At 36.1% G+C, this 20,219-nt stretch carries 21 protein-coding genes and 1 other annotated feature; of the genes, 6 read left to right on the plus strand and 15 right to left on the minus strand.

Features of this window, described 5'->3' with window-relative positions; all coding sequences use genetic code 11:
• Window positions 1-414 precede the first annotated feature (414 nt).
• The 4 genes from argH to EKG35_RS08455 all read right to left on the minus strand — a co-directional run bounded on the left by argH (window position 415) and on the right by EKG35_RS08455 (window position 4,589).
• The gene (argH, locus tag EKG35_RS08440; RefSeq protein WP_126294007.1) at window positions 415-1,785 is read right to left on the minus strand and encodes an argininosuccinate lyase; all 1,371 of its coding nucleotides are present in this window, start codon (window positions 1,783-1,785) and stop codon (window positions 415-417) included.
• 68 nt (window positions 1,786-1,853) lie between these two features.
• Window positions 1,854-3,068, minus strand: a complete 1,215-nt coding sequence (locus EKG35_RS08445; protein ID WP_126294008.1) for an argininosuccinate synthase — start codon at window positions 3,066-3,068, stop codon at window positions 1,854-1,856.
• Between the two features lie 251 nt (window positions 3,069-3,319).
• Window positions 3,320-4,069 (minus strand): SDR family NAD(P)-dependent oxidoreductase, encoded by a 750-nt coding sequence (locus tag EKG35_RS08450; RefSeq protein ID WP_126294009.1) that lies wholly within the window; start codon window positions 4,067-4,069, stop codon window positions 3,320-3,322.
• 82 nt (window positions 4,070-4,151) lie between these two features.
• Complete coding sequence (locus tag EKG35_RS08455; protein ID WP_126294074.1) at window positions 4,152-4,589, minus strand: RrF2 family transcriptional regulator; 438 nt, start codon at window positions 4,587-4,589, stop codon at window positions 4,152-4,154.
• Window positions 4,590-4,792: 203 nt separating this feature from the next.
• On the opposite strand from EKG35_RS08455, the gene hmpA reads away from it, so the two are divergent.
• Entirely contained in the window at window positions 4,793-5,965 is a 1,173-nt protein-coding gene (hmpA, locus tag EKG35_RS08460) for an NO-inducible flavohemoprotein (protein ID WP_126294010.1), read from the plus strand.
• Between the two features lie 90 nt (window positions 5,966-6,055).
• Here the strand turns inward: hmpA and EKG35_RS08465 are convergent, their stop codons facing one another.
• Window positions 6,056-6,997 (minus strand): MBL fold metallo-hydrolase, encoded by a 942-nt coding sequence (locus EKG35_RS08465; RefSeq protein ID WP_126294011.1) that lies wholly within the window; start codon window positions 6,995-6,997, stop codon window positions 6,056-6,058.
• Between the two features lie 147 nt (window positions 6,998-7,144).
• Window positions 7,145-7,362 (plus strand) — a binding site (T-box leader).
• A gap of 86 nt (window positions 7,363-7,448) precedes the next feature.
• On the opposite strand from EKG35_RS08465, the gene proC reads away from it, so the two are divergent.
• Window positions 7,449-8,255 (plus strand): pyrroline-5-carboxylate reductase, encoded by an 807-nt coding sequence (proC, locus tag EKG35_RS08470; RefSeq protein WP_126294012.1) that lies wholly within the window; start codon window positions 7,449-7,451, stop codon window positions 8,253-8,255.
• Window positions 8,256-8,324: 69 nt separating this feature from the next.
• Window positions 8,325-9,338: an NADPH dehydrogenase NamA gene (namA, locus tag EKG35_RS08475; RefSeq protein WP_126294013.1), complete on the plus strand. Its 1,014-nt coding sequence runs from the start codon at window positions 8,325-8,327 to the stop codon at window positions 9,336-9,338.
• A gap of 271 nt (window positions 9,339-9,609) precedes the next feature.
• Here namA and EKG35_RS08480 read toward each other — a convergent pair whose 3' ends face one another.
• Together EKG35_RS08480 and EKG35_RS08485 are read right to left on the minus strand one after the other, a co-directional pair.
• Entirely contained in the window at window positions 9,610-9,840 is a 231-nt protein-coding gene (locus tag EKG35_RS08480; RefSeq protein WP_126294014.1) for an acyl-phosphate glycerol 3-phosphate acyltransferase, read from the minus strand.
• A gap of 254 nt (window positions 9,841-10,094) precedes the next feature.
• The gene (locus tag EKG35_RS08485; RefSeq protein WP_126294015.1) at window positions 10,095-11,021 is read right to left on the minus strand and encodes a helix-turn-helix transcriptional regulator; all 927 of its coding nucleotides are present in this window, start codon (window positions 11,019-11,021) and stop codon (window positions 10,095-10,097) included.
• A gap of 449 nt (window positions 11,022-11,470) precedes the next feature.
• Here EKG35_RS08485 and modA point away from each other — a divergent pair, with 449 nt between their 5' ends.
• Both modA and modB read left to right on the plus strand, forming a co-directional pair.
• On the plus strand, window positions 11,471-12,286 hold the full coding sequence (gene modA, locus EKG35_RS08490; protein WP_126294016.1) for a molybdate ABC transporter substrate-binding protein: 816 nt from the start codon (window positions 11,471-11,473) through the stop codon (window positions 12,284-12,286).
• A complete protein-coding gene (gene modB / locus EKG35_RS08495) occupies window positions 12,267-12,947 on the plus strand; it encodes a molybdate ABC transporter permease subunit (RefSeq protein WP_126294017.1) in 681 nt (226 codons plus the stop codon). Before modA ends, modB begins: the two co-directional genes overlap by 20 nt.
• A 254-nt stretch (window positions 12,948-13,201) precedes the next feature.
• Here modB and EKG35_RS20860 read toward each other — a convergent pair whose 3' ends face one another.
• Genes EKG35_RS20860 through fdhF form a run of 4 tightly spaced genes read right to left on the minus strand, consistent with a single transcriptional unit; the run spans window position 13,202 to window position 17,064 of the window.
• The gene (locus EKG35_RS20860; RefSeq protein WP_185807687.1) at window positions 13,202-13,345 is read right to left on the minus strand and encodes a hypothetical protein; all 144 of its coding nucleotides are present in this window, start codon (window positions 13,343-13,345) and stop codon (window positions 13,202-13,204) included.
• Between the two features lie 38 nt (window positions 13,346-13,383).
• Window positions 13,384-13,593 (minus strand): heavy-metal-associated domain-containing protein, encoded by a 210-nt coding sequence (locus tag EKG35_RS08500; protein WP_126294018.1) that lies wholly within the window; start codon window positions 13,591-13,593, stop codon window positions 13,384-13,386.
• A gap of 17 nt (window positions 13,594-13,610) precedes the next feature.
• Window positions 13,611-14,108 (minus strand): helical membrane plugin domain-containing protein, encoded by a 498-nt coding sequence (locus tag EKG35_RS08505; protein WP_126294019.1) that lies wholly within the window; start codon window positions 14,106-14,108, stop codon window positions 13,611-13,613.
• On the minus strand, window positions 14,083-17,064 hold the full coding sequence (gene fdhF, locus EKG35_RS08510) for a formate dehydrogenase subunit alpha (RefSeq protein WP_126294020.1): 2,982 nt from the start codon (window positions 17,062-17,064) through the stop codon (window positions 14,083-14,085). Before fdhF ends, EKG35_RS08505 begins: the two co-directional genes overlap by 26 nt.
• A gap of 247 nt (window positions 17,065-17,311) precedes the next feature.
• Between fdhF and EKG35_RS08515 the strand changes: the two genes are divergently transcribed.
• Window positions 17,312-17,533, plus strand: a complete 222-nt coding sequence (locus EKG35_RS08515) for a PCI domain-containing protein (protein WP_126294021.1) — start codon at window positions 17,312-17,314, stop codon at window positions 17,531-17,533.
• A gap of 209 nt (window positions 17,534-17,742) precedes the next feature.
• Here the strand turns inward: EKG35_RS08515 and moaD are convergent, their stop codons facing one another.
• The 4 genes from moaD to EKG35_RS08535 are packed head-to-tail and all read right to left on the minus strand — an operon-like array spanning window position 17,743 to window position 20,217.
• Complete coding sequence (moaD, locus tag EKG35_RS08520; RefSeq protein ID WP_126294022.1) at window positions 17,743-17,976, minus strand: molybdopterin converting factor subunit 1; 234 nt, start codon at window positions 17,974-17,976, stop codon at window positions 17,743-17,745.
• The gene (locus tag EKG35_RS08525; RefSeq protein ID WP_126294023.1) at window positions 17,973-18,446 is read right to left on the minus strand and encodes a molybdenum cofactor biosynthesis protein MoaE; all 474 of its coding nucleotides are present in this window, start codon (window positions 18,444-18,446) and stop codon (window positions 17,973-17,975) included. Before EKG35_RS08525 ends, moaD begins: the two co-directional genes overlap by 4 nt.
• The gene (gene mobB, locus EKG35_RS08530) at window positions 18,443-18,964 is read right to left on the minus strand and encodes a molybdopterin-guanine dinucleotide biosynthesis protein B (RefSeq protein ID WP_185807688.1); all 522 of its coding nucleotides are present in this window, start codon (window positions 18,962-18,964) and stop codon (window positions 18,443-18,445) included. Before mobB ends, EKG35_RS08525 begins: the two co-directional genes overlap by 4 nt.
• Window positions 18,928-20,217, minus strand: coding sequence for a molybdopterin molybdotransferase MoeA (locus tag EKG35_RS08535; protein WP_126294025.1), 1,290 nt, complete (start codon window positions 20,215-20,217; stop codon window positions 18,928-18,930). Before EKG35_RS08535 ends, mobB begins: the two co-directional genes overlap by 37 nt.
• Between the last annotated feature and the right edge of the window lie 2 nt (window positions 20,218-20,219).

The following is a 20,219-nucleotide window of genomic DNA, read 5'->3' on the forward strand; positions in this document are numbered from 1 at the left end:
TTCATTTGCACGTATCACCTTTCATTGCTTGTTTCTCGACAATTCAAGTATATAGAAATCGGTGATTACGTGCTTTTTTATTTATGAAATTTTTTCAAACCCCAACAAATATTATAGAGCCCAAAAATAATAACAAAAAAACCGCCTCGCGACCCCGAGACGGTTTATGTAACTTTATATGTTTACGACACACGCATAAGGCGAATCGTTCCTTATAAAGTTGATCTTTTAACCAGTCACCCTCTGGCTTGTGGATAAAAGCCTGCTAACTATTGTGTATCGCTGTACAGCATTAATAGTTGCATCTATAACAAATCCTTAAAGGTTTGCATAGCAAAATTAAAGTAAATTTAAAAATTTTCAATTATGTCTGGATACAGTACCCACCAGTCCTTTAAGGGCGCTCCCGCTTTCTTATAGACAAGCTTTTGCCTTTTCAAGTTGCAAACGAACTTGATCAAAGCCTGTGCCCCCTAAAGAATGACGGCGACGAACTGCAGCTTCAGGCTTCAATACGTCATAGACATCTTCTTCAATCAGATTACTTTCTTTTTTCATATCTTCAATCGGTAAATCTAATAAATAGATTCCTTTTTGAATACATGTAAAGACTAGCTTTCCTGTAACTTCATGCGCTTCACGGAATGGCATACCTTTTGTTGCCAAATAGTCTGCGAGTTCAGTTGCGTTTGAAAAATCGCTATGAACTGCTGAATGAAGTCTTTCCGTGTTAACAGTCATTGTACGAATCATACCCTCAAAGATTTTCAATGCACCGATAATCGTATGAACTGTATCGAACATTCCTTCTTTATCTTCCTGCATATCTTTGTTATAAGTTAATGGTGTTCCCTTCAGAACCGTTAACAACCCTATTAGGTTCCCATAAACGCGACCAGTCTTGCCGCGAATTAGTTCTGCCATATCAGGATTTTTCTTTTGAGGCATTATCGATGATCCAGTAGAAAATGCATCATCTAATTCAATAAATTTAAATTCATCTGTAGACCAAATGATAATTTCTTCTGCAAATCGTGATAAATGTGTCATTAATAATGATGAATTCGATAAAAATTCTACGATAAAATCACGATCACTTACAGCATCCATTGAATTTGCATACACTTTACTAAAACCAAGCAGTTCAGCAGATTTTTCACGGTCGATTGGGAAAGTTGTACCTGCCATTGCACCAGCACCTAATGGTAAAATATCAATACGTTTCATTGATTCATTAAAACGTTCCTTGTCGCGTTCTAACATCCAGAAGTATGCCATTAAATGATGTGCAAAACTAATTGGTTGAGCACGTTGCAGATGAGTGTAACCTGGCGCAATTGTTTCAACATGTTGCTCCGCTTTATCCAAAATTGTTTTTTGGAAAGTTTCAATTAACCCAACTACTTCAACTACACGTTTTTTTAAGAATAAATGCATGTCAGTTGCAACCTGATCGTTGCGGCTGCGTCCAGTATGAAGCTTTCCTCCTACTGGACCGATTAGATCCGTTAACATTTTTTCTATATTTAAATGAATATCTTCGTTTGCAACACTAAACTCGAGTTCTCCAGCCTCTGCTTTCGATTTTAACTCATGCAAGCCGCCTAGAATTTGTTCTACATCCTTAGAATCCAATATTCCTTGATGGCCCAGCATTGTTACGTGTGCAACACTACCTTCAATATCTTCCAATACTAACTGCTGGTCAAAACCAATGGATGCTCCAAATTCATCAACCCAATTTTCAGCCGATTTTTGAAAACGTCCACCCCATAATTTCGTCATGTTACACACCTAACCTTATTTTAAGCTGCTATAGTCAATCATTATTTCAGCTTAGTAATATCTTCGAATTATTTTTCTACTGTAGCGGGTTTCTTTGTATTTACTTCTGCTGCTACTACTGTAGGTAGACCCCATAATTCAATAAAGCCTACTGCCGATGCGTGGTTGAATTGATCAGCTTTAGAATACGTAGCAAGTTTTTCACTATATAAAGAGTTTGGCGATTTACGCCCTTCAACAATTGCATGACCTTTAAATAATTTCACACGAACTGTACCATTTACATATTTTTGAGTTTCTTTTAAGAATGCCTCTAATGCTGGACGAATTGGATTAAACCAAAGACCATCATAGATGATTTCAGAAAGTTTTTTCTCAATAACAGGCTTGAAGTGAGCCATCTCTTTTACAAGCGTAATATCTTCTAATTCCTTATGAGCAGTTAAGAGGACTTTTGCTCCTGGAATTTCATATACTTCACGAGATTTAATACCAACTAAACGGTTCTCAACATGATCGATGCGACCAACACCATGAGCTCCCGCAACTTTATTTAGTTCTTGAATCAAATCGGCAAGTTTCATTTCCTGACCGTTTAATGCTACTGGTTTTCCTTCTACAAATTCAATTTCAATGAATTCTGGTGTATCAGGCGCATTTTCAATTGATACTGTTAAACCATAAGCTTCTTCTGGTGGTGCTACCCATGGATCTTCCATTACACCTGCTTCATTTGCACGCCCCCAAAGGTTTTGATCGATAGAGAATGGAGAATCAATTGTTGCAGGAACAGGTACACCATGTTTTTGAGCATATTCTATTTCTTCATCACGGCTCCATCCCCATTCGCGAACAGGAGCTAAAACTTCTAAGTCAGGATTTAATGCTTTAATTGAAACTTCGAAACGAACTTGGTCGTTCCCTTTTCCAGTACAACCATGAGCTACTGCATCTGCACCAGTTTGGTTTGCAATTTCAACTAATTTTTTAGAAATTAATGGACGAGATAATGCTGATACTAACGGGTATTTTTGTTCGTACCAAGTATGCGCCTGTAGAGAAATAAGTGCATATTCTTCAGCGAATTCGTCTTTTGCATCTACCATATATGATTCGATCGCACCAACTTGAAGTGCTTTATTTTTAATGAATTCAAGGTCTTTACCTTCACCAACGTCTAAGCAAACAGCGATAACATCCCAACCTTGCTCTTTTAACCAAGGAATTGCAACAGATGTATCTAGACCACCTGAATAAGCTAAAACTACTTTTTTATTTGCCATTGAAAATCCGCCTCCGATACTCCGGTATGTATTTTTATACATAACATTAAAACTTTATACACGAATAGTAACATGGAATAAAAATAAATACAAGTGTATTTTTATAAAATTTTAGACTTTTAAAATAAGTAAAAAGGGGAAGCCTTAAAAGATTATTTAAGTACTTCCCCTTTGCGGAAAACTGTAAAGAAACTATTCAAATAAATGACTTGCAGTTTATAAATTTTAACTGCCTAGTAAACGACGTCTATTTATTTTTTATTAAAAAAACCTCTTCCAATCTGTTCAACGAACTTTGGTGCAATTGCATAAAGCTTGCTTGTAATTGCCATTACTCGGGGCAAATTTACCTCTCGAACAGGCCTATTCATCAACTTAATAACTTCATCTGCTACTTTTTCCGGTTTTAATAAGAATTTTTCAATAGAGTTTCTATAATTATCGGTTGAATCGGCTTTTTGTAAAAATGGTGTATCAATAGGACCCGGATATACTACTGACACCTTGATATTATAAGGTTTTAATTCCATACGTAAGCCATTGGCAAAACCAGTAATTGCATGTTTCGAGGCAGCATATACACTTGCTTTCTTCGTTGCAACTTTCCCCGCTTGAGATCCTATAAAAATAATATGGCCAAAATTTTGTTCGATCATATTTTTTGAGAGCCGGCTTGCTAAATAAATTGGTGCTTTTACATTTACATCAATCATTTCATCAATTTCGCCATCTGCTAAATCAAAAGCGTTTTGAAACACCCCTACCCCTGCATTTAAAATGGCGATATTAATAGAAGGAAGTTGATTACATAGTTTATCAATTTCCTCTACATTTGTTATATCGGCTTTAAAAACATGTACACCTAGGCTTGAAAGTTGAGCAAGTGCGGTCTCATTACGTCCAGTAGCATAGACTGCAAATCCTTGCTTTATACATTTTTCTGTAATTATCCGTCCTATACCACTCGTTGCTCCTGTTATAAAAATATTTTTTTTATTCATTGCTATGTATATTCTCCTTCACACTTCCAAAATATAAGTGGGTAATTTAAAAAAGAGTATAGATAAATTCTATACCCTAATCTTAATCGATACCTAGAAGTTTATACATTTCATCTTTTGATAAAAGGAAATCAGCCAATGTATATCGATCTAACACTTGTAAATATGCGGTCAAAGCCTCATTTAATGCAAATTTCAACTGACAAACAGGTGAAATTTTACACATATTGTTCGCTTCATCAAAACATTCAACTAGATGGAAATCTTCTTCTGTATGTCGAACAACCTGTCCAATATTAATATCTTCAGGATTCACATTTAGACGAATTCCACCTCCACGTCCTCGAATTGTTTCGATTAATCCTAGTTGACCTAAATCATATGTGACCTTCATTAAATGATTCTTCGATATATGATAATTATCTGCAATTTCTTGTATAGTCGATAAACGGTCTTTACCTTTAACACCAAGATACAATAATACACGCAATGAATAATCTGTATATAAAGTTAAACGCAATATCATACACCACACTTTCATAAATAATTATACCATTTTTTTTGCATGATTTTTACAATCTGATTCGAATTTTTCAAAATTCAAGTATTAAAAAAGAAGTATTTTAAATACTGCATTTGTGTCTGATTTGTTAAACATATATTTCAAATATTGCTTTTATTATTAACCGGGAGTATAGTGACTTTTGAAAGGACGTGAACAATATGTTATCACAAAAAACAATCGACATTATTAAATCAACAGTTCCTGTATTAGAGCAACATGGCGTTACAATTACAAAAACTTTTTACAAAAACATGTTTGAAAAACACCCAGAACTTCTAAATTATTTTAACCGCGCTAACCAAGCTCGTGGCCGTCAACAAACTGCTTTAGCTAATACTGTATATGCAGCAGCAGCACACATTGACAATCTACAAGCTATTGTGCCTGCAGTAATGCAAATTGCTCATAAACACCGTGGTCTTGGTATTTTACCTGAACATTACCCAATCGTTGGAGAAAATTTACTAGGTGCAATAAAAGAAGTATTAGGAGATGCTGCTACTGATGATATCATTAACGCATGGGCAGAAGCTTATGGTGTAATAGCAGATGTATTTATTTCAGTGGAAGAGGATCTATATAAAGAAGCTGAAAAAGACGGTGGCTGGAGATTATTTAAACCTTTCAAGGTAGCGAGAAAAGTTAAAGAAAACGACTTAGTTACTTCTTTCTACTTAGTACCTGAAGATGGATCGAAATTGCCAGAGTTCAATCCTGGTCAATATATTACAGTGCGTGTAACGGTAACTGGAGACGAATATACTTCTAACCGTCACTACACATTATCACAACCATCAAATAATAATGAATTCCGGATTTCAGTTAAACGTGAAATTGACTGTGACCCAAATGGTGTTGTATCAAACTACCTTCACACAGATGTAAATGAGGGTGATTTAATTGATGTAAGTGCACCTGCAGGTTTATTTACTCTTGAGGAAAACAGCAACCCTGTTCTATTTGTGAGCGGAGGGATTGGTGTAACACCTTTAAACACGATGCTTCAAACGATGGAGTTTGGCCGACAAGTTGCATTTGTTCAAGCTGCACGCAACGAGAAAGCGGTTGCATTTAAAGAACAGATTCAAAAGAAACTTGAACAATTAAATGGTTCATACTTTGTTAAATATTCCGATACTGAAGGATACATCACAAAAGAAGATTTAGCGCCTTATATAAAGGAAAACACAGAGGTTTATATCTGTGGTCCTGCACCATTTATGGAAACAGTTATCTCAATTGCAAGAGATTTAGGAGTACCAGGTGATAACATTCACTTCGAATTCTTCGGACCAGCAATGTCTTTAGAAGCATTAGCGAACGCAAACTAAACGAAAAGTGACACAAAAACCTTAATCATTTCTATCACTAAAAATTACCCCCAAGCAAAGGCTTACCTTTCCTTTGCTCGGGGAATTTGTTTATATACGTGAATAAATATTTATACCATCCACAATCTCATGGGTTACAAATCCATCTCTTTCTAAGCAGTCTAGCTGCCCTAATGTTTTTGATAGTGTTAAACCTAGCTGCTTTTGATATACTGAGGCATATAATTCCATTGTTACCTCAAGCACTGACTTTGGCTTGTTTAAAATTTCTAATACTTGCAGAGCTCGAAGCCTATCCTTTTCTAGACGAATTGTTATTAATCGATCAATGTCTTCAATTTCATTTCCATGACCAGTATATATTTTAGAAACATGTAAATCATGTAAAATCTTTAAAGAATCCTGATATTGGATTAGTGATTTTGGACGAGTTTCAGATAAATCGACTGGAGGCTCTACTAGAGGGTTGGACGCCACATTCTCTAGTAATAAATCCCCACCGATTGCTTCATTTGTAGATTGATCTAAAAATATTAAATGGCTTTGTGCATGACCTGGAGTATAAACAGCTTTTAGTCCAGGATGTCCTGGCACTTCATCTCCATCATTAATAAATGCTGTTAATGGCGTCGTACCAAACAACTCCATTTCTCCACGTACTTGTACAATTTTTTCAATATACTTTTCTGGAACTGCTTGCAACTTCAGTTGCTTATGATAAAAATTATTTCGGTATGTAATAAACTCTTCAGTTTTACGCATCCAGTGATCAACATATTCATGTCCAAGAATATCAGCATTTGGGAATGCATCTACCCACCCTGCGTGGTCTGGATGATGATGTGTTAGAACAACCTGCTCGATATCTTTCATATTATAACCAGCTTCATTAATACCCCATTTTAATGCTTCGTAGGCTTCCTGTGTTTTAGGACCAGCATCGAAAAGAGTCAATGTATCGCCTTTTACTAAAAAAGCATTTACGTCCCCTATTGGATATGGTGTTGGTAAAACAATTTTATGTATATTCACTAAAAATCCCCCTCAAACTATGAAAAAAACTTATTCTCCGATAATGAATAGCTATTCACTCATTTTATCGCTTTTTTTGTAATTCGTCACGTAGCAAAGTTGACATATTTTAAAAGTGTGCATATAATTTTGATAATTCGAAATTGTAAATATGCGTTGATGAAGCCAAGTAAATGGATATATGGTTAAAGAGAGTGCTACACCTTGGTGCGAGTAGCATAGCCCAATTTATTCATTGAACCTACTTCGGAGCAGTCATGAAAACATGACCGTCATCTCAGCGATAATGAGAACTAGAGTTGTGCTAAATTAATGGCAAACTAAGGTGGTACCGCGGAAACGAACAAGCGCTTTTCGTCCTTATAAAGTAAGGATGGAAGGCGCTTTTTTATTCGTCCTTAGATAATGTTCAACTTATTACATAACATCATTTAAACGGAGGCGATTTTACATGCAGAAAATTTTATTTGTTGGTGCTGGTTCAATGGCAGAGGCTTTAATTCAAGGATGGATACAGCAGGAAGTAATACCAGCTGACCATTTATACGTAACAAATCGTTCTAATGCTGATAGACTTCAATTTCTAAAATCTCAATACAAAGTAAACATTTTAGAAATGATAGAAGACATTTTTAACATGGACTTAATTATACTTGCTATGAAGCCAAAGGATGTAAAAGAAGCAATGGAAACAATTCGGCCTTATATTTCTCCCGATGCAGCAATTTTATCTGTTGCTGCAGGAATTGCCATCGATACAATTGAAAATGGTTTGGGAAACAGGCCAATTGCACGTGTAATGCCAAATACTTCTGCAACTATCGGTATGTCAGCAAGCGGCATCGCATTTAATTCTCAAGTAACGGATATCGAAAAAACACTTTACTTGCAAATGCTAGAAGCAATTGGCATTGTTATAGAAGTAGAAGAAGATAAATTACATGCTGTCACTGCCCTTTCCGGCAGCGGTCCTGCTTATCTATATTATTTGCTGGAGGCTTGGGAATCAGTCGGGACTGAATTTGGCTTGACCAAGGAAACAGTTCGAAAACTGATGGTCCAAACAATTGCAGGTTCAGCTGCAATGCTTCAATCTGTAAAAGAGGAGCCTACTGCACTACGTAAAAAAGTAACGAGTCCAGGTGGAACTACTGAAGCTGGTATACTTGCACTAGAAAATAACCGCTTTAATGAAGCCGTTTTTGCTTGTATTAAAAGTGCAGAAGCAAGATCCAGAGAACTAGCTAAAGGTGAATAACGATGCCGTGAATTTTGGCAAACAGTAATAATTTACTTCAAAATAAGAAATTCGAAGGAGTAGACTGTCATGGCAAAACTTTTTGAACCATACTCAATACGTAATGTAGAACTAAAAAATCGTATTGTTATGTCACCAATGTGTATGTACCAAGCTAAAAATGATGGATTCGTAACAGATTTCCATATAACACATTACACTTCAAGAGCTGTTGGTCAAGTAGGACTTATTATTTTGGAATCTACAGGAGTTATTCCAGAAGGACGTATTAGTGAAAACGATCTTGGAATTTGGAGCGACGAACACATTGAAGGCTTATCAAAGATAGTGAGCAATATAAAAGCTTATGGTGCAAAAGCAGGTATTCAAATTTCACATGCTGGAAGAAAATCAACAGTTAATGGCGACATTTATGCACCTTCAGCAATTGCATTTAATGATACGTATAAGACACCTATTGAAATGACAAAAGAGGATATTTCGAAAGTTGTGGAAGCATTTGCGAATGCTGCAGTTCGTGTATCAAAAGCTGGGTTTGATGTCATTGAAATTCACGCTGCTCACGGTTACCTAATTAACGAATTCTTATCACCTCTTACAAACAAGCGGACAGATGAATATGGTGGTGCACCTGAAAACCGCTACCGTTTTCTTCGGGAAATTCTTGATGCTATTCGTGCTAAATGGCAAGGTCCATTATTTGTCCGAATTACAGCAAATGAATATGCTGAAGGTGGTTTAACCCCTGAAGATTTTATTCAATTTGCTCGTTGGATGAAATCGCAGGAGGTTGATTTAATCGACGTTAGTTCAGGCGGGAATGTCCCTGTGCCAGTCGAGTCTTTCCCTCTTTATCAAGTACCATTTTCAGAAACAATTAAACACGGTGCAGAGGTAGCAACAGGTGCTGTTGGCCTCATTACTTCTGGTGAAGAAGCAGAGCAAATATTACAACAAAATAAAGCGGATTTAATCTTTATCGCTCGTGAATTACTACGAGACCCTTATTTCCCATATCGAGCAGCCCAGCAATTAGATGCAGCAATTGAAGCTCCAAACGATTCCTACAAACGCGGATGGTAAGAATTTGTTGAAATATTCTTTTTAAAACAAAATATTTCCTAGGAAATGTCATTTTTTACTATTTTACGTTGTCGAAAAGAGTAATTTTTCCTATTTTATGTTTCTTTTTCTTACACTTTTCTCTTTTTTTCGCGTTAAAACGCGTGTGCATTGTAGAGATATGCACACGCGTTTTTATATTTGAATTAGTATAAAGTTTTGGGAAGCCTCTAGTTTAAGCCATTCAGTGCATCAATTCGTTTTACATCCCATGTTTTAGGCAGAAATATTTTTATAAAACTCCTGCTCGTATTCTTTTAACAATGGAATAGGTTGTATAAAAAGCCATTGGACCAAGAACTGCAGCAATTATTAGCCAAAGATTTAAGGCATTTGCTGCTTTTAAACCTTCATAATTCGTAGCAATAAAAATGATTATCCCAATGAGCAATATATAGCTTAACACATTTGGAAAAATAACAAGCAAACGCAAAACAGCAGGACTTATTCTCGTTTGATTCATTGTAGTCCCCTCCCCCAATTGATCATACAACAAAACTACACAATAATTCTATATTTTTCTTCATATTTCTGCTTTAAGTGGAATATTTTCAATTTTAGTTAGAATAATATAACTTATATATAAAGTATTTAGGAGTACTATTAGGAACATATGGTTTTCAACGTCTTAGATATTTTCAATAAAAATACCAAATTTCATGCTAATGTAAGTAAGAAATTTGGCTTTAATCATTATATATTACTATTGAATTTTACTTAAAATGATTTATAGATCACTTTTCCAGTAAAACTTAGATCATATCCATTTAATTGTTCTAGTTCAGAACGAAACTCATTAGAATTTATAGATTCTATAATTACTTTGTGCAATTCTTGGTTTTCCTTTGTCTTTAAAATAACTAAATCATATTGCTCCTTGATCATTGGTATAAAATCGACATTAACCATTTTAGCGACATTTTCAATCCCTACACCTGCATCAGCTTGTCCACTCGCCACAGCTGAAGCTACGGAAAAGTGACTTGCTAATTCCTTGTTATACCCTTTTAGTGAATCTGCAGTGATGCCATTTATTCTAAGTTGCTCGTCTAGTAAAACCCTTGCTCCTGAACCTTTTTCACGATTAACAATTGTAACCTTAGATTGAGCTAAATCCTTCCACCCTTTTATGTTTAGAGGATTTCCTTCTTTTACATAAATCCCTGCTGTTCTACTAACTAAATTAATAAGTATAAAAGGATGGTTCACTAATACACGTTTAACATAGGGGAGATTATATTCACCTGTGTCGCCATCATACAAATGGACACTCACAACATCACATTCACCATTATACATCGAAATAAGACTGTTCAAGCTGCCATTGTATGATCTTAAAGGAATAAGAGATGTATGTTTTTCAATATATTTGCTTAAAATATCTAACACAATGTCCTGACCACTAATCACTACTTGGTTTTTATTATACTCCTTATATTCCCACGAGGAATCGCTTTCTTCTTGAACAATCCCAGTTCTATTTTTCAATTTATATCTTTCAAGCTCTTGTTGGTCCACCCTCATTTGCCTGCCCACTTTATAAGCGACTAGATCCTCTTTTTTGATTAAATCATAAACTGTTAATTTAGATATCTTTAGTAATTTAGAAACCTCTTCTATAGTATATGATGGGTTATTATTCATTCGATCTCTCCTAGTAGATTATTAATTGAATATTGAATATGGAAGATTGTTTTTTCATTAGATCCCTACCAATTATATTATAATAAGATATAAATAGTTATGAATGATACTATCCAGCAATATGTATATTTTAATTGTGCTTATTTATTTTTTTAAAATCAACACAATTATCAAAGCAAATTAAAGATAAAGATTTTTTGTTTTAGTTGGGCTTTAAGTCTGCTAAAATCTCCCCTTTTACATCTTGTAGCGGGCTTAGAAGATTCCGTACAATGCCTTATTCTAAATGGATGGAGAAAGTATGAACGATGTTGTTGTAGTTGTTGTTTTTTCCAAAACTCACCCTTTATTTTTTTCACTTATTTATTTTTATAGTTAATTATAATAAGATATAAATAGTTATAATTAATTATAAATAATATCCACTTAAGGATGATAGGGGCTAAAAAATGCAAAATCGCTTTAAATTCGTCAGCATTTTTTTATTTTTACTTTTGTTTACGGTAGCATGTTCTAATAACGAGAGTATAGATCAATCTTCAGACAATAAAACACAAACAGCGTCTGAAAGTAAGGAAAATGAGAAATTAACTATTTCAGCAGCAGCTAGTTTAAAAGATGCAATGGATGTTATTCAACATACATACGAAGAGGAACATCCTGAAATTACGTTGCAATTCAACTTTGGGGGTTCTGGTTCATTGCAGCAACAAATTTCTCAAGGAGCGCCGGTTGATCTATTTTTCTCAGCTGCAGAAGATAAGTTTGATTTACTCGTTGATGAGGGAACGATAGCAAAAGAAGATGGAATTGATCTTCTTGGAAATGAACTCGTACTAGTTGTTCCAAAAGAGAATCAGTCCATTAAAGGATTCGAAGATCTTGTTACAGAAACAGATAAAATTTCAATTGGAACCCCTGAAACAGTGCCTGCGGGAAAATACGCCAAGGAATTTCTCGAAAATAAGGATATATGGGAAGATATTGAGTCAAAAGTAGTGTATGCAAAGGATGTTCGGCAAGTATTATCCTATGTTGAAACCGGTAATGTTGAAGCTGGAATTGTGTACAAAACAGATGCATTGGTTTCAAATAAAGTAGAAATTGTTGCATCTGCAGACCCTGCAACCCATACACCTATTATTTATCCTGTCGGAATCATTCACGATTCTAAACATTATGAAGCAGCAAAGGAATTTTATGAGTATTTACAAAGCGACGAAGCGTTAAAGGTGTTTGAGGAATATGGATTTACTATTAAATAAAGATTTTATGCAAGAATTTTTGAGCCCAATTTGGTTGTCGATCAAGATAGCGACTATATCAGGTATTGTCGTTATCTTGCTTGGAACATTGATTGGCCGAATTTTTGCTAGAAAATCTTTTAGGGGAAAAGCCATTTTAGAAACAATTCTTATGCTTCCAATGGTTCTCCCTCCTACAGTTGTTGGATTTATCCTTATTGTCATCTTTGGAAGGAATAGTATAGCTGGACAGGCTATTGAATGGCTTTTTAATCAACCTATCATTTTCACTTGGTGGGCTGCTGTTATTGCATCAATTGTTGTAGCATTTCCGCTTATGTATCAGTCTGCAAAATCAGGCTTTCAAGGTATCGATCTTGAGATTGAAGAAGCAGCTAGGTTAGATGGAGCGAGTGAGTGGAAGGTTTTCTTGTTTATTTCGGTCCCTCTAGCTTCAAAGGCTCTTATTTCTGGAAGTATTTTAAGTTTTGCACGAGCATTAGGTGAATTTGGTGCCACCCTAATGTTTGCTGGCAACATTCCTGGAGAAACACAAACGATTCCTACAGCAATTTATATAGCTATTGATTCTGGTAATATGAATATGGCATGGATGTGGGTCATTTCAATCGTCATTATTTCTTTTTTAATGCTGCTGACAGTCCGAGTAAAACAAGAATAATGTAATCGGTGAGTTTATATTTCTTAAAAAGTATTACTGTTGTACTTCATTACTTATGCTTTCTTCCCATTTTAAACTCTCCTTTTAAAAAAACAAAAAGCCTGCCATAAAATAGAATGTATAATACAAGTTCTATTTTATGGCGGGCTCTAACTTCTTTATTAATCCATTTCACCACATATAAGTAAGAACGGAAGTTAAGCCAATTTGTTGTAATCCAACTACAAGCACCTTTATATTACTTTTATCGCTGGTTACTGTAATTCCTCATGTTCAAAATATGGAATATCACGATCAGTTCTACAGTTTTCGCATATATGAAGTATTCTTGTTTTATTCTGTTCATTCCCCTCAAGTTCCTCTGTTTCTTCATAACCACAAACTTCACATACCTTCATCATGCTCCTCCTCCCTAACATAATCTTTCCGACATATGCTAATTCATCACGTTAAATCCTATATCTTTAACAGCCTGAAGAAAGTCTACATGGGAGGCAGCCTTGTCATCATAAGTAAAGGTAGCTGTTTTGTTTGCCAAACTTACTTCTGCTTCGCGAACTCCCCATACCGATTCTAGTGCTTGAAGGACTTTATTAACATCTTCCTCATTTTCTAATCCTTCTATTTTAATGCTTCCTTTTTCCAATTTACCCGATCTCCTTTTTAATGTAGCTCTCGCTTATCCCTCTGAAATACTTCACCCATACCTTCTAATAAACCTAACATAGTAAAAAGTGATGTTCTTACTTCTTCGTTTCGAACACTATTTCCAAGTTGCCATAAGCTGACTTTTTCATTCTTATCGATTCTTTCCCCTAATTTTTCTAGACCTCGAGATACTCCATCCAACATGATTTGCAATTCATCAGGATTCAATTGACCAAGGAATTTAATAGTGTTCATGCCATTTTTTATCATATTATGCATGCCCGGCTGATTGATTTGCTGTATAGCAATTGCTCCTACATCAACGCGTTTTTCAAGCAACCCATTTAGAGCGTCTAAGACACCCATATCTTGGAGATGTTTTATAATCCCGATTGTTGATATAATCGCTTCTCGATTACTTGCTAGTGCAGCAATAATATCTGCAATTGCTTGTGATTGTTCCTGTTCCGGAGTAGGAATCTCTTTTCTAATTTGCTTGATTGCTTCCGCCATATTGGTCTCCTCCTATTTCGAACAATTCCGTGATTGGGGTAAAATCATCCCGTTTCCACTTCTCTTCCACTCGTACACTAATTTGCGGCATACGATTTCCAAATCGATGATTTACCTTTGGCAACGGCGGTTCTCCCTTTTGTTCCAATACTTCCATTTTGACACCCATTTCTTTATAGTTCGGTGTATGGGTAATTAAGTCATGATAACTACTCGTTAGACGGTTAACAGCTTCCACATCTTCCCGTGTATTCATCGTCAAGTACAATTCATTTCCTGTTACACGGTCCGTGACAATGGCTCTTACTTTAACTTGACCATAAGGGGATGTAAGTCGTACTAAAGAACCATCTTCAACGCCTCTTTCCTTTGCAAGTTCCGGTGAAATTTCAAGCCAAGGATGGGGAACTTTATGTGTAAGCCCTTCAGATCTGTACGTCATATTTCCTTCATGGAAATGTTCTAACAATCGACCGTTATTAAGGTGTAGATCATATTCATCTCCTGCTTCAAAAGGAGGCGTCCAGTCAACTGGTACAAGACGCGCTTTGCCATCTGGAAAAACGAATTTTTTTTCGTATAGAAGTGGTGAATCCGTACCATCTTTAGAAACTGGCCAAATTTGACTGTTGAAACCTTCCAGTCTTTCGTAACTTACACCAGCAAAATATTTCGCAAGGCTTGCTGCTTCATCCATGATTTCACTTGGATGTTGGTAGTTCCAATTCGCTCCAAGAATATTCGCAAGTTCTTGGAATATCATCCAATCTGGTTTGGAGTCTCCAATAGGCTCAAACACTTTATAAAACCTTTGAATTCGACGTTCTGTGTTTACAAAGGTACCATCCTTCTCAAGGCTCGGAGCTGCTGGTAAAACAACATCAGCAAATTGAGCAGTTTTACTAAAGAACACATCTTGGACAACAAAAAATTCTAATTTCTCAAGCATAGAATCCACAAAATTTACGTTTGAATCCACCAATGCCATCTCTTCACCGAATAAATATAAAGCCTTCAGTTTGCCTTCCTTAACCCCTTCCAGCATTTGATGATTATCTAAACCAGGTTCTTTCGGTAAAGTAACTCCCCATGCTTCTTCATAACGTTTTCTAACCTTGTCATCTTGAATAGGTTCATATCCTGGCAACCATGCAGGCATTGTACCGAAATCACAAGCTCCTTGAACATTGTTATGTCCTCTTAGCGGGTAAGCTCCTGTTCCCGGCCGTCCAAAATTTCCAGTGATGAGCAGCAAGTTAGCGATTGCAGTACTCGTATCTGTTGCACCTTTATGTTGCGTAACACCCATCGCCCAAAGGATGCAGGCTGTTTTAGATTCATGGAGCATAGTAGCTACTTGAATCATGTCATCCTTTGATAGACCTGTTGCCTTTTCAGCATAGTCGAGTGTGTATTTATTTAAAGATAGAATATATTCATCCAAACCGTTTACCCGGTTTTTTAAGAACTCTTTATCTTCCCAGCCTTGATCTAAAATATATTTTGTTACAGCGGATATCCAAATAAGATCTGTACTAGGTTTCGGATGAATAAACAAGTTCGCACGCTCCGCTAATTCGTTTTCCCTTAAGTCTGCAACGATAAGTTTTTGTCCGTGAAGCTTATGAGCACGTTTAATACGCGTTGCAAGAACAGGATGGGATTCAGCTGGATTAGCGCCAATAACTATAATCAATTCTGATTTTTCAATGTCTCTTATTGTTCCAGAATCTCCTCCAATTCCAACTGTACGTAAAAGAGCTGCTGTAGCTGGGGATTGGCAATACCTTGAACAATTATCAACATTATTTGTTCCCATAATAGCGCGGGCAAATTTTTGGAATAGGAAATTTTCCTCGTTGGAACATTTAGATGATGCAATATATCCGATGGAATCAGGTCCATATTGTTCTTTAATGCCTGTTAATTTTGACGCAATTAATTTAAGGGCCTCGTCCCAGGTTGCTTCCACAAATTCATTTCCTTTACGAATTAAAGGTTTTGTTAAGCGTTCTTCACTATTAACATAATCCCAACCCCATTTTCCCTTTACACATGTAGAAATCCCATTTACTGGCGCATGTTCCTGGGGCTCAATTTTTAAAATTTTACGGTCTTTTGTCCAAACTTCAAAGCTGCATCCGACCCCACAATACGTACATACCGTTTTCGTGCGTTTAATTCTTGCCTTTCTCATCGCCGCTTCCATTTCGGAAATCGCAAAAATTTCTTTGTAGCCTGGTTCTACTTCTTTTGTTAAATCAATCATTGGTTCTAAAATTTTTGGTGGAATATTTGTTAAATAACCAGCTTCACCGAGCATCGATTTCTCCATCAATGCATTACATGGGCAAACCGTTACACAATGTCCGCAACTTACACAGGATGATTCATCAATAGGTACATCGTTGTCCCAAATGACACGTGGTTTCTCTCGGTTCCAGTCAATAGTTAATGTTTCGTTCACTTGTAAATCTTGACAAGCCTCCACGCATCTTCCACATAAAATACATTGATCTGGCTCATACCGGTAAAATGGATGTGAATGATCTGGTGGGTATGGCTTTGCTTCGAATTCATATTTTTGGTGTTCAATTTCCAAATATTCAGCTGTATTATGAACGACACAGTTCCCATTATTATTGTCACAGACTGTACAATACAGCTCATGATTCTTTAATATTCTAGACATTGCTTCATATTGAGCATCTTTTACAACTTTAGAACTTGTATCTACATTCATGCCAGGTTGTACTTTGGTTGCACATGCACGAACCATTTCTCCATCAACATTGACAAAACATGTATCACAAGTTTGAATGGTTCCAAGATTGGGATGAAAACAGATACTCGGTATATAGGATTCATTTGCCTGTGCCACTTCCAAAATCGTTTGTTCAGAATGGACAGTAAATTCTTGCCCATTAATTTGGATGGAAAATGAAGTTTCTTTCATATGATTACTCCTTATTTACAATATTTAAATAATTATGGATGCTCCTACAAAACAGTTTTCCTCCAAAGTATGTCCAATAAATAAAGGGATAATCATTTATATTTACCTACACTATTAAAAAACGGCAGCTAAACTCTTATCATTTTTATAAATCAATAGGCATAAGAAAAAGGATTAAAGGTTAATCTTATAAGGGATACTTTATTTAATTCATTTTTGAAATTCATTAAAAGGAAGGTTTGAAAAAATGGATAAGGAAGTATTATATGAACGTGTTCAAAATATGATTGTTTCTTCAACTAAAAAGCCGAAATATACTGCCCTCTCTACAGTAAAACTTGCAGATATATTTGGTGTAAAGTCTGAGGATGTTGAAAAAAGATTGGAGGAATTAATTAAAGAAGGGCGCTTAAATAAATCAACGCTGCCTGAGCCGCCAAATTATGAAATCTATCAATTACCCCAATAGCGAGGAGAATATATTTTAAACCATTATAATTTTTACTTGGTATAAAAGGGATTGCAAGTTCATCCTAAAGATGTATCACCAACAATCGTATATGAATGATAACAAAAAAAGTCGAATTCCTATACAAATAGGAATCGACTTTTTTAGATTGGCTCGGTATGTTTTTAAAGATGTGTCGGTTCAAAGTGAGCTGTACCAACTGATTCTTTTCACCCTCCACTAATAGGTGGGATAAAGGCTAGTGTATCTCCATCTTTTACAATGATGTCATCTGTTGCAAATTCCTCATTTACAGCTGCCATCATATTTTGCAAAGAAAGTTGTGGATATTGATTTTCCATCCACTGTTTAATTTGACCAACAGTATAATCTGACAGGTCAATATTCAACTCTGATTTACCAATTGCTTCTTGTAAGTGAGCAAATAATAATATATTAATCACGAGCGTTCTCCTTTCTTGGTAGGTAGATTTTCCGGATATGGAACATTTTCTAATTGATCGCCAATCCATTCTGTTCCATCTTCCCAATACTCCTTTTTCCAAATAGGAACGATTTGTTTAATGCGCTCAATCGCATACTCATTCGCCATATAGGCAATTTTACGATGTGGTGATGACACCGCAATAACTACGGCAATATCCGAAATTTCTAAATAACCAACGCGATGTGTTATCGCAACGATTGCTTCCGGCCACTTTTCTTGTATTTCTTTAGAGATTTGCTCAAACATTTTAATTGCCATTTCTGGATAGGCTTGATATTCCAAATGGAGTGTTTTCTTCCCCTTCGTCATTTCGCGTACTGTTCCGATGAAAATCGTAATAGCACCAGCGTTTCGGTCTACAACTTTTTGTCTAACTTCCTCAACGTCAATTGGTTTATCTACGATTTCAAAAAAAGATATACTCATATTTTCCCCCTCATTTCTGCCATTAAAAATTCCATATACTGTGCTTTATCATGAATTGAAAAAGTTGGGTAATCTAGTGACTTGTCTAGTGGATAGGTTGGCCAATAGATTACGCAGCTGATATTGGACACTTTTTGAAGTAAAACTTGATCTTCTATTGTTCGCAAAAGGACAACCTTTGGATAGTGTTCGTTCTTATATCCTTCAATCAATATGATGTCCATTTTAAAAGAAGCATAAATTGCTAGTATTTCGTCAAGTTGCCAGTTGCTACGATGAATACTCATACGCAAAGTACCATCTCCTTCAACTGCTGCTATCCTTGCCCCAGCCTGCTCATGACGAACGCTATCTTTTGAATCGTTCATAGGAATACCACCATGTCCATGATGCTTTATTGTTCCTATTTTTAGACCTTCAGCAGTAGCTTGTCTAATAAGTTGTTCCATTAGCGTCGTTTTTCCACTATTTTGATAACCTACTACTTGTATGATTTTATGATGTTGTTCCAAGGCCACTCACTTCCTTGCAAATCTTCCAACAATAACACATCTATTTGCATTCCTTTTTCGTATCCCCGGGATCCTCCAGGAAGTACAATAAAGGCATTCGCTTCCACTAAGGAAGAAACCGCGCTCGATTTATCAAAACCAGAAGGAACTGCAACTAATTGTCCATTATCGTATGAAACTGTTGCACGGACAAAACGAGTAAATGGATTCGCTTTTGTAAAATCGGCACCTAAAACAGCCGACGCTCTCCGTAAATGTGGCTGCTTATTACTAAATGCTGTGCGAATTATTGGACGAACAAATAATTCAAAACCAACATAGCAAGCGGAAGGATTACCTGAAAGTCCAAATAAAACTTTCCCGTCTCTAGTCGCCACAGTTGTTACACTCCCTGGCCGCATTGCTACTTTATTAAACAATACTTTTGCATCAATTGCTTCATAAATTGCTGGCAAGTAATCATAGTCACCTACAGAAACGCCTCCTGTAGTAATTAATAGATCTACTTCCTGTAAGGCGTTTTTAACAACATCAATACATACATTCAAATCATCGCTAAATTTCCCAAAGTATTTGGCGCTTGCTCCAGCACGTTCAATTTGAGCCATAATCATATACGCATTACTATTTCGAATTTTGCCTGGTTGTAGTGATTCCGCTGGTTCGAGCAACTCACTCCCGGTTGCAATGACACCTACAATCGGTTTTCGAAAAACAGGAACTTGATCGTAACCGAAAGTAGCAAGTAAAGCTATAGCACCTGGATTAATATATTGTCCTTTTTCTAAAAGGATGGCCCCTTTTTGAACGTCCTCTCCCTTGTAGGAAATATTTGTTCCTGCTTCAAAAGTCCGTTTAATGGACATATACATCTCGTTATTTTCTTCAAAGGTATGTGCTAATTCTAGCATGACAACTGCGTCACACCCTTTTGGGATAGGGGCACCCGTCATTATGCGAACTGCTTCTAGGTAACCAACTGTTTCTTCAAAAACAAAGCCTGCACCAATTTCTCCAACAACTTTAAAGGTTACTGGATGATCTGAACTTGCTTCTAGACTATCGATTGAACGAATAGCAAATCCATCATAAGGTGAACGATCAAAAGCTGGAACATCAGCATCTGCAGCGACATCTTCTGCAAGAAAACGCCCATGGGCTTGTAGTAATGGGACAATTTCTTTTTTTTCTTGAAATGCAAATTCCATCACACGTTGAACAGCTTCCCCTACTGCGATTGGTTTTCTTTTTTCTAACATCA

Source organism: Lysinibacillus telephonicus (assembly GCF_003966145.1).
GTDB lineage: Bacteria > Bacillota > Bacilli > Bacillales_A > Planococcaceae > Ureibacillus > Ureibacillus telephonicus.

What these genes read in the sequence shown, in the direction of transcription:
- argH (WP_126294007.1), bottom strand. Translation starts at nt 1,785, where the DNA reads ATGACGAAATTATGGGGTGGACGTTTTCAAAAATCGGCTGAAAATTGG.
- EKG35_RS08445 (WP_126294008.1), bottom strand. Translation starts at nt 3,068, where the DNA reads ATGGCAAATAAAAAAGTAGTTTTAGCTTATTCAGGTGGTCTAGATACA.
- EKG35_RS08450 (WP_126294009.1), bottom strand. Translation starts at nt 4,069, where the DNA reads ATGAATAAAAAAAATATTTTTATAACAGGAGCAACGAGTGGTATAGGA.
- hmpA (WP_126294010.1), top strand. Translation starts at nt 4,793, where the DNA reads ATGTTATCACAAAAAACAATCGACATTATTAAATCAACAGTTCCTGTA.
- proC (WP_126294012.1), top strand. Translation starts at nt 7,449, where the DNA reads ATGCAGAAAATTTTATTTGTTGGTGCTGGTTCAATGGCAGAGGCTTTA.
- namA (WP_126294013.1), top strand. Translation starts at nt 8,325, where the DNA reads ATGGCAAAACTTTTTGAACCATACTCAATACGTAATGTAGAACTAAAA.
- EKG35_RS08480 (WP_126294014.1), bottom strand. Translation starts at nt 9,840, where the DNA reads ATGAATCAAACGAGAATAAGTCCTGCTGTTTTGCGTTTGCTTGTTATT.
- EKG35_RS08485 (WP_126294015.1), bottom strand. Translation starts at nt 11,021, where the DNA reads ATGAATAATAACCCATCATATACTATAGAAGAGGTTTCTAAATTACTA.
- modA (WP_126294016.1), top strand. Translation starts at nt 11,471, where the DNA reads ATGCAAAATCGCTTTAAATTCGTCAGCATTTTTTTATTTTTACTTTTG.
- modB (WP_126294017.1), top strand. Translation starts at nt 12,267, where the DNA reads ATGGATTTACTATTAAATAAAGATTTTATGCAAGAATTTTTGAGCCCA.
- EKG35_RS20860 (WP_185807687.1), bottom strand. Translation starts at nt 13,345, where the DNA reads ATGAAGGTATGTGAAGTTTGTGGTTATGAAGAAACAGAGGAACTTGAG.
- EKG35_RS08505 (WP_126294019.1), bottom strand. Translation starts at nt 14,108, where the DNA reads ATGGCGGAAGCAATCAAGCAAATTAGAAAAGAGATTCCTACTCCGGAA.
- fdhF (WP_126294020.1), bottom strand. Translation starts at nt 17,064, where the DNA reads ATGAAAGAAACTTCATTTTCCATCCAAATTAATGGGCAAGAATTTACT.
- EKG35_RS08515 (WP_126294021.1), top strand. Translation starts at nt 17,312, where the DNA reads ATGGATAAGGAAGTATTATATGAACGTGTTCAAAATATGATTGTTTCT.
- EKG35_RS08525 (WP_126294023.1), bottom strand. Translation starts at nt 18,446, where the DNA reads ATGAGTATATCTTTTTTTGAAATCGTAGATAAACCAATTGACGTTGAG.
- EKG35_RS08535 (WP_126294025.1), bottom strand. Translation starts at nt 20,217, where the DNA reads ATGTTAGAAAAAAGAAAACCAATCGCAGTAGGGGAAGCTGTTCAACGT.